The organism is Pseudomonadota bacterium, assembly GCA_039033415.1.
Taxonomy (GTDB): domain Bacteria; phylum Pseudomonadota; class Gammaproteobacteria; order Xanthomonadales; family SZUA-38; genus JANQOZ01.
The window spans coordinates 307,301-314,834 of the sequence record JBCCCR010000002.1; the positions used below are offsets into that span (position 1 = coordinate 307,301).

The following is a 7,534-nucleotide window of genomic DNA, read 5'->3' on the forward strand; positions in this document are numbered from 1 at the left end:
GACGGCCGGTTCTCCCTAGCGTGCTGTTCCGCCGGCTACCTTCGAATCAGCACCTATTATCAGTGAAGTTTGAGGCGTGGCCTGATCACCTTATTGACGGCGCTCACAACGATCAGACAAGCGCCCTTCAACCACCCGTGCACGGCCAGCAGGTGCATCCGGTAGAGCGAAACGTAAACCATCCGCGCGAGCCGACCTTCCACCGCCATTCGGCCACCAACCAGATTGCCCATGAGACTGCCCACGGTCGAGAAGCGGCTGAGCGACACCAGCGAGCCATGATCGGTGTAGCGGAAATCGCGTGACGACTTGCCCGCAATATCCCGCCGGATATTGGCGTAGACCGTGTCCGCCATTTGATGGGCCGCCTGTGCGCGCGGCGGGACCGGCAGTTTTGCGCCCGGCATCATCACGCAGGCGCAGTCGCCAATCGCGTAGATGGTTGGGTCCAGGGTGCTTTGCAGCGTGCGGGTCACAATCAGGCGGTTGTTCCGATTGGTTTCCAGACCAGCGATACCCTGCAGGTAATCCGGCCCTTTGACCCCGGCCGCCCATACCCGAATATCCGCCGGAATGTGTTCGCCGCCCCGGGTCAGCATGCCGTCCGACGTCGCTTCAACGACCGGCTCGTTGCTGATTACCCGGACACCCAGCGCGGTCAGCTCCTCCTCGGCGGCTGCCGCGAGCTTTCTGGGCAGCGCCGGCAGGATTCTCGGGCCCGCCTCGATCAACGTCACCTGGAGGCGGCTCTCGTCAAACACCTCAAGACCGTAGTGCCGCAGCTCGGCGGCGGAGTTGTAGAGCTCAGCTGCAAGCTCCACGCCCGTGGCGCCGCCGCCCACTATCGCCACTCGAACATGTTCATCGCTCGCGGGCTTCGACGTCATGGTCCGGCTGACCCGCAGACAGTGGTTGAGCAGCTTTTGGCGAAACCGATCGGCCTCGGCCCGGGTGTCCAGCATCAGGCAGTGCTGCTCCACCCCCCGGGTGCCAAAACTGTTGCTTACCGATCCGACCGCCAGAACCAGGTAGTCGTAGCGAATCCGGTGCTCGTCCATGATGATGCTGCCGTCTTCATCCTCGATCGGCGCGAGCACAATTTCCCGGTCGTCGCGGTTGATCGACTGCATCGTGCCAAGGAAGAATCGAAACCCGTTGCGATGGGCGTGAGCGCGGTAACCCACCTCATCCAGATTGGCGTCCAGCGAACCGGCCGCAACTTCATGCAGCAGCGGCTTCCAGATGTGGGTCGGGTTTTTGTCGACCAGCACCACGTCAAACTTTTTTCGTCCCAGCTTCTTGCCAAGCCGGGAGACCAGCTCGAGCCCGCCGGCGCCGCCGCCAACCACCACGATCTGCGTCTTTTTGGTCTGCCCCATGGGTGATCCTTGCCGAACGTTTACTTCCCTGCGCTGCACCGACATCATACGCGTTGTTAGACGCGATCTGATATACGCAGCGCTTGAGAATCCTCTATCTCACCGAGCCCCGGGAAGACTACCTCCAGGACCAGATTTTATATGGCCTGCGACAGCTCTATGGCGCTGACGTGGTCGATTATCCTCGCAAAGATGTGATGTACGCCGACCTCGGGGACAGCGAGCTTTACGGCCGTGGGTTCACGCTCTGGCGCTTGCTCGAGGATATCGACGTCGACCGCAGTCAAATCTCAGAGCGCGTCACCCGCGGTGAGTTTGATCGCATTATTTTTGGCAACGTTCGGCGCCAGCGGCCCCTGTTTTGGCAGATGCTCCGGGCCGGCCGTTTCTGGGGTCGCAGCAGGGGCCGCTTCGTGTTTCTGGATGGCCAGGACGGCGACCGCATGTTTGCCGCCACGGCACCCTTCGGGCCCTACTTTAAGCGGGAGTTCGGGCGCCGAACCTTAAGCCGCGTCAAGCCGATAAATTTTTCCATTCCCGCTGTGAAAGTACGCGACGACGCTCTTCCGAAGACGCAGCTGTTTGGGCGGCACGTCCAGTGTGAGGAGGCTTACAAGCTGCCTGAGGTCAAGCAGCATTGCGGCAGCGGCTATCTGTTCGATCAGGAGCACGACTACTACCAGGATCTGGCGCAGTCACGCTACGGCATCACGATGAAAAAGGGCGGCTGGGAGTGTATGCGTCACTACGAGATTGCCGCCAACCACACGGTCCAGGCCTTCTATCGCTTGGGGGATAAACCCGATCGATGCGCGCCGCACGGCCTCAAAGACATGGTGAACGTGGTCAGCTTCGACACCGCCGAGGAGCTGGCGCAAAAGATCGAACGCATCGAACGGGAGGGCCGCTACGAGGCGCTGCAGCAAAACACCGTGGCCTGGGTGCGCCAGCACACCTGCGAAGCGGCAGCGAGCCGGCTGATCGAACAGACTTCCGCCTAGGTTAGGCAGCTCCCGGTCAGACTTCGCTGTGCAGGCCGCATTCGCGCTTCAGCCCAAAGAAGCGGGTTTGCTCAACGCTGTCCACCTCGTGCAGTGATCGAGTGCTGTGCCAGTCACCGATCGACACGTAACCCTGATCCCAGAGGGGGTGGTAGGGCAGGTCATGCGTCTTCAGGTATTCGTGGACCTGCCGGTCGCCGAGGTCGGCAATCGGGTGAACCTTGAAGCGCGGGCCGTTGAGCTCCACCAGGTCTCGTTCGCGGCGCCCGTCCGACTGGCTTCGGCGCAGGCCGGCAAACCAGGTTTGAACGTTGAGCTCGTCCAGCGCTCTTCGCATCGGGGCGACCTTGTTTTCCCGGTTGTAGGCTTCGATGCCGGCCAGGCCCTGCTCCCAGCGCTGGCCGTACATGGCCTCCTGCCAGGCGGGACTCATGCGCGGTTGGTACACCTGCAGGTTCAGTTTCAGGCGTTCGCTCAGGTCATCAACGAAACGATAGGTCTCAGGAAACAGGTAACCCGTATCGATCAGCACCACCGGGATATCCGGCCATTCCTGGGTCATCAGGTGCAGCATCACCGCGCTTTGCGCGCCGAAGCTCGAACTCAGCATAAACGGACCAGGCAGGTGTTCCAGCGCCCAGCGGACCCTCTGCTCAGGCGTCAGGGTTTCCATCGTCTGGCTGGCACAGGCAGCCGCCGCCTCCCGGGTCTGCTCCTCGCACAGGGCCGTGAAGCTCATGGCGTGACCTCGTGGATTTCCCGACCGTGCATCACCGGCGCCACCACGCCGCTGCGAACCAGGAAATCTCCGAAGTGTTCTTCGGGCCCTCGGTCGCGGGCGTATTGAGCAAACAGCGGATCCAGCAGCCCTGGCAAGTCGCTGTCGGGCACGTTGTCCCGATAGAGTCGATTGAGTCGCGTGCCTTCGCTATCGCCGCCGAGGAAGACCGCATAGCGGCCCTCACTTTTCCCAACCAGGCCAATCTCCGCAGCGTAGGGCCGGGCGCAGCCGTTGGGGCAGCCGGTCATGCGAATGACCATCGGCTCATCTTCAAGACCATAACTGGCCAGCGAATCGTCGAGCTCATCGATCAGGGTCGGCAAGTAGCGCTCACTCTCCGCCATTGCCAGCCCACAGGTGGGGAAACCGACGCAGGCCATCGCGTTGGCGCGCAGGGGGCTGGCGGCAACGCTGAGCCCGTACTCGTCGATCAGCACTTCGATGTGCGCCTTGTCGAGTCGATCGATGCCGCTGATGATTACGTTCTGGTTGGCCGTGAGGCGGAACTCACCCTTGTGGACTTTGGCAATCTGCCTCAGACCGGTCAGCAGCTGCTGCTTCGGCAGATCTTTGATGCGACCGTTCTCGACGTTTACGCCAAAGTGCCATGTCCCGGCGTCGTCCTGAAGCCAGCCCAGGAGGTCGCCGCGATGGGTGAACTTCACTGGTCGGGCCGGCGCCAGCGTCACGCCCGAGCGCTGCTGGACCTCATTGACGAACCACTCGATTCCCCGATCGTCGATAGTGTATTTCAGGCGCGCGTGCTTGCGGTTGGTGCGATCGCCATAGTCGCGTTGAGTGGTCACAACCGCTTCGCTAATCGCGGTGAGCGCCTCGGGCTCGACAAAGCCGATCACCTGACCGAGCATCGGATAGGTCTCGCGAACGCCGTGGGCCATGCCCATGCCGCCGCCCACCGAGACGTTGAAACCCACCAGCTCGTCGTCTTCGACAATGGCGATAAAACCCAGGTCCTGGGTGTAGATGTCGATATCGTTCACGGGCGGAATGACCAGCCCCATTTTGAACTTCCGCGGCAGGTAGGTATCCCCGTAGATCGGCTCCCGGAGTGTTGCCGGCTCCGCGCTGGGCTGCTTCTCTCCGTCGAGCCAGATCTCGTGATAAGCCCCGGTCGCCGGCGTCAGGTGATCGGAGAGATCTTTTGCCCACCGGGCAACCTGCGCCTGCACCTTCGCTCCGGTGGCCAGCGGGGTGGCCATCACGTTTCGGTTGACGTCTCCGCAGGCGGCGAGGGTGTCGAGCAGGGTGGCGTTGATCCCCGCAACCGTGTCTTTGAGCTGACGTTTGATGACGCCGTGGAACTGGAACGCCTGGCGGGTTGTGAGGCGCAGCGTGCCGTTGGCGTGGGTTTGCGCCAGCCTGTCCATCGCCAGCCACTGAGCGGTCGTGCAGATGCCACCCGGTACGCGAGCCCGGATCATAAATGAGAATGCTGGCTCCAGCTTTTGACGGCGGCGAGCCGCCCGGCTGTCGCGGTCATCCTGCTGGTAGATGCCGTGAAACTTACTGAGCTGCGTGTCGTCGTCCGCGATAGCGCCGGTCACGTCATCCAGCAGGCTCTCGGTCAACGTGCCGCGCAGGTTTTGACTCGCCGACTTGATTCGCTCGACGTCGCTCAGCGCAGCTTTTTTGGCGTCGTCAGACATTAGTACACGTCCCTGCGATAGCGACCGCTGCGCTTGAGCTCGGCCATATAGGCCGCGGTGTGCTCATCGCTTAGGGCGCCATGGGTCTGGACCAGTCGGGTCAACGCGGCGTCCACGTCGGGCGCCATGTGCTCAGCGTCACCGCAAACGTAGACGCAGGCACCCGCTTCCAGCCAGGCAAAGAACGTCTCCCCCTGCTCCTCCATCAGATGCTGCACGTAGCGCTTCTCCGCCTGGTCGCGAGAGAAAGCGGCGCTGAGTCGGTTCAGCAGGCCGCTCTTGCGCCAGCGCAGCCATTCGATCTGGTAGAGAAAGTCCGTTTCAAAATGACGGTCACCGAAAAACAGCCAGTTGTCGCCGACCCTGCCCAGCGTGTCGCGCTGCTGCTCACGTTCTTGAAGAAAGGCGCGGAATGGGGCAACACCGGTGCCGGGGCCAATCATGATGATGGGCGTCTCAGGGTTTTCCGGCAGACGGAACCGCGGGTTGGGATCCAGGAATACCCGCAGCTCGTCCCCGGGGCTCAGCTCGGCCAGCGCGCTGGATGCGGCGCCGATGTGGGGCTCATCGAACGCCTCAAACGTCAGGCGGGCGACGGTCAGGTGAACGGACGCTTCGTCGATCGCCGGGGAGGAGGCGATCGAGTAGGCCCGGTGCGCCAGAGGCGCCAGCAGGTCAATGAGGGCCTGCGGCTCGAGGTCAACCGGATACTGGGTCAGCAGGTCTACCACCTGGTGGTCGAAGAGAAACTGGCGCAGGTTGCCGTCGGGGCTGAGCGCGAGGCGCAACGCCTCCGCGTCGCTGACGGCGGCATAGCGCTCCAGCACCGGTCGGGTCAGCCGGGTTAGCTCGCGTTCTAATCGTAGTGCGTCCGCCAGAGCCAGCGTCTGGTTGTCCAGCTGAACGGGAGCTTCGTCCGCAAGCCCCGTGGCGGCCAGCACTCGAGAAACGAGCTCCGGCGGGTTGTCGGCCAAAACGGCCAACGAGTCACCGGGCTGATACCGGATGCCCGAGTCTTCCAGCGATAGCTCCAGATGGCGCACGTCTTTGCCGGAATCGTCGCCGGTGATTTTCTGATTGACCTCAACGCTGGCCAGGAAGGGGTTTTTTCGACTGAAGGTCACCGGCACCGGATCGGGAACCGCATGCAGGACAGGCGCTTGAACCGGCTCGGGGCGCAGCTGCTCCAGCACCTCTTGTCGCCATGCCTCGGCCGGCGTTTCGTAGTCGAGATCACACTCGACGCGGGGCGTTAGGGCGGTCGCGCCGCGCGCAGCCAATCGCTCATCAAAATCGCGACCGGTTTGGCAGAACTGCGCGTAGCTGCTGTCGCCCAGCGCCAGGACGGCGTACTTGAGCTGACTCAGGGACGGACCATCACCATCACCCAGAGCGTCAAATAGCTCTTTGGCGTCATCGGGCGGATCACCCTCGCCGTGTGTGCTGACCACAATCAGCAGATGTTGCTCTTTGGCCAGCCGAGCCGGTGCGTAGTCCGCCATATTGACCGCCCGCAGCTTGAGACCCAGGGAGGCGCCGCTGGCGGCCAGCGCCTCGGCGACACCCTGGCTATTCCCCGTCTGGGAGCCATAGAGCACGGTGCCGCTAACGGTGGGCTGAGAGGCCTGCGCCGGCGCGTCGACCAACGCAGCCCCGCCGGCGGCGGCCAGGCCCGCCAGGTAGCCGCTGGCCCAGAGCTGCTGCTGCGCGCTCCACTGCGCGGCGAGCTGGCCTAGCTGTTCGCGTGCTGGGTCACTGATCGGTGTGGGGACTGCCGCTGACATAACTGACTCATCCTAAGAATCGGATGGTCAGACTAACCAGCGGTCATTGGCAAAAAAACGATTTAAGCGCTATGGCAACATAACCAGCAACGCTAAAGGCGCTGGAAGCCGAGGTGGGCTCAGCGTTTCGCGTGAGTTCAGGCGGCCGAGTAAGCGGCTTACTCCGATGCGTCCGCCAGCCGTTTTTCCAGCTCATCCAGCTTTTGACGCGTGCGGGCCAGCACCGCCTGCTGTGCGTCAAACTCCTCGCGCGTGACCAGATCCAGCCGGTCAAACCACGATTGAGCGACGGCCCGGAAGTTGGCCTTAAAGTCGTCGCCTGCCTCACGCAGCGATTCGGGCACCAGGCGATTCAGTGCTGTCGCCAGCTCGTCAATTTTTTGCGGGTCCAACATCCATGCTCTCCGGCAAGATCCAACAATCATGCAGACCGCGAAGGATACCGCTCGAGAACGTCCAGGCACACCCTACCTTCCAGCAGGGTCCACCCGAGCCGGCCGTCGTAGCCCTGAATTTGGTGGGTTTCGGCCTCTGATCAACGATCCTGCCGACAATTGGTGCCCCAAAGTAGTGCGATCGCCTGCCCAATACGCACCGTTCTGGTGCAGTTTTTCGCCCTTAATCGGTGCAGTTTGTGGGAACAGAGCCCTTTGAGACGCGAAAGGGGTTGGCACGGCACTTGCGTACCTGACGTGCCAACCCGGTCACGGTTTGGCTGAAGCGGCGCGCGGTCGGACGTCGGTCAGCAAACACAACATAAGAGGCTCACACGTGGAACAACTGGCGCAGGTAAGTTACGCCCTGGACACTTTTTACTTTCTGGTTTGCGGGGCGCTGGTCATGTGGATGGCGGCGGGCTTTACGATGCTCGAGTCGGGCCTGGTCCGATCCAAGAACACCACCGAGATTCTGGCCAAGAACA

General features: G+C 62.4%; 7 protein-coding genes. 2 read left to right on the plus strand and 5 right to left on the minus strand.

The window, feature by feature from the left end; all coding sequences use genetic code 11:
* Nucleotides 1-59: 59 nt before the first annotated feature.
* On the minus strand, nt 60-1,379 hold the full coding sequence (locus tag AAF358_02865) for an NAD(P)/FAD-dependent oxidoreductase (GenBank protein ID MEM7704463.1): 1,320 nt from the start codon (nt 1,377-1,379) through the stop codon (nt 60-62).
* An 83-nt stretch (nt 1,380-1,462) separates the two neighbouring features.
* On the opposite strand from AAF358_02865, the gene AAF358_02870 reads away from it, so the two are divergent.
* Nucleotides 1,463-2,380, plus strand: a complete 918-nt coding sequence (locus AAF358_02870) for a hypothetical protein (protein ID MEM7704464.1) — start codon at nt 1,463-1,465, stop codon at nt 2,378-2,380.
* Nucleotides 2,381-2,396: 16 nt separating this feature from the next.
* On the opposite strand, the gene AAF358_02875 is transcribed toward AAF358_02870, so the two are convergent.
* The 4 genes from AAF358_02875 to AAF358_02890 all read right to left on the minus strand — a co-directional run bounded on the left by AAF358_02875 (nt 2,397) and on the right by AAF358_02890 (nt 7,007).
* Complete coding sequence (locus AAF358_02875) at nt 2,397-3,119, minus strand: phosphoadenylyl-sulfate reductase (protein MEM7704465.1); 723 nt, start codon at nt 3,117-3,119, stop codon at nt 2,397-2,399.
* Nucleotides 3,116-4,828, minus strand: a complete 1,713-nt coding sequence (locus AAF358_02880) for an NADPH-dependent assimilatory sulfite reductase hemoprotein subunit (protein MEM7704466.1) — start codon at nt 4,826-4,828, stop codon at nt 3,116-3,118. Before AAF358_02880 ends, AAF358_02875 begins: the two co-directional genes overlap by 4 nt.
* Nucleotides 4,828-6,612, minus strand: a complete 1,785-nt coding sequence (locus AAF358_02885; GenBank protein ID MEM7704467.1) for an assimilatory sulfite reductase (NADPH) flavoprotein subunit — start codon at nt 6,610-6,612, stop codon at nt 4,828-4,830. The genes AAF358_02880 and AAF358_02885 overlap by 1 nt, the downstream gene beginning before the upstream one ends.
* A 158-nt stretch (nt 6,613-6,770) precedes the next feature.
* On the minus strand, nt 6,771-7,007 hold the full coding sequence (locus tag AAF358_02890; protein ID MEM7704468.1) for an accessory factor UbiK family protein: 237 nt from the start codon (nt 7,005-7,007) through the stop codon (nt 6,771-6,773).
* Between the two features lie 376 nt (nt 7,008-7,383).
* Here AAF358_02890 and AAF358_02895 point away from each other — a divergent pair.
* Nucleotides 7,384-7,534: ammonium transporter (locus AAF358_02895; GenBank protein ID MEM7704469.1), on the plus strand; the 151-nt coding region annotated here is incomplete at its 3' end.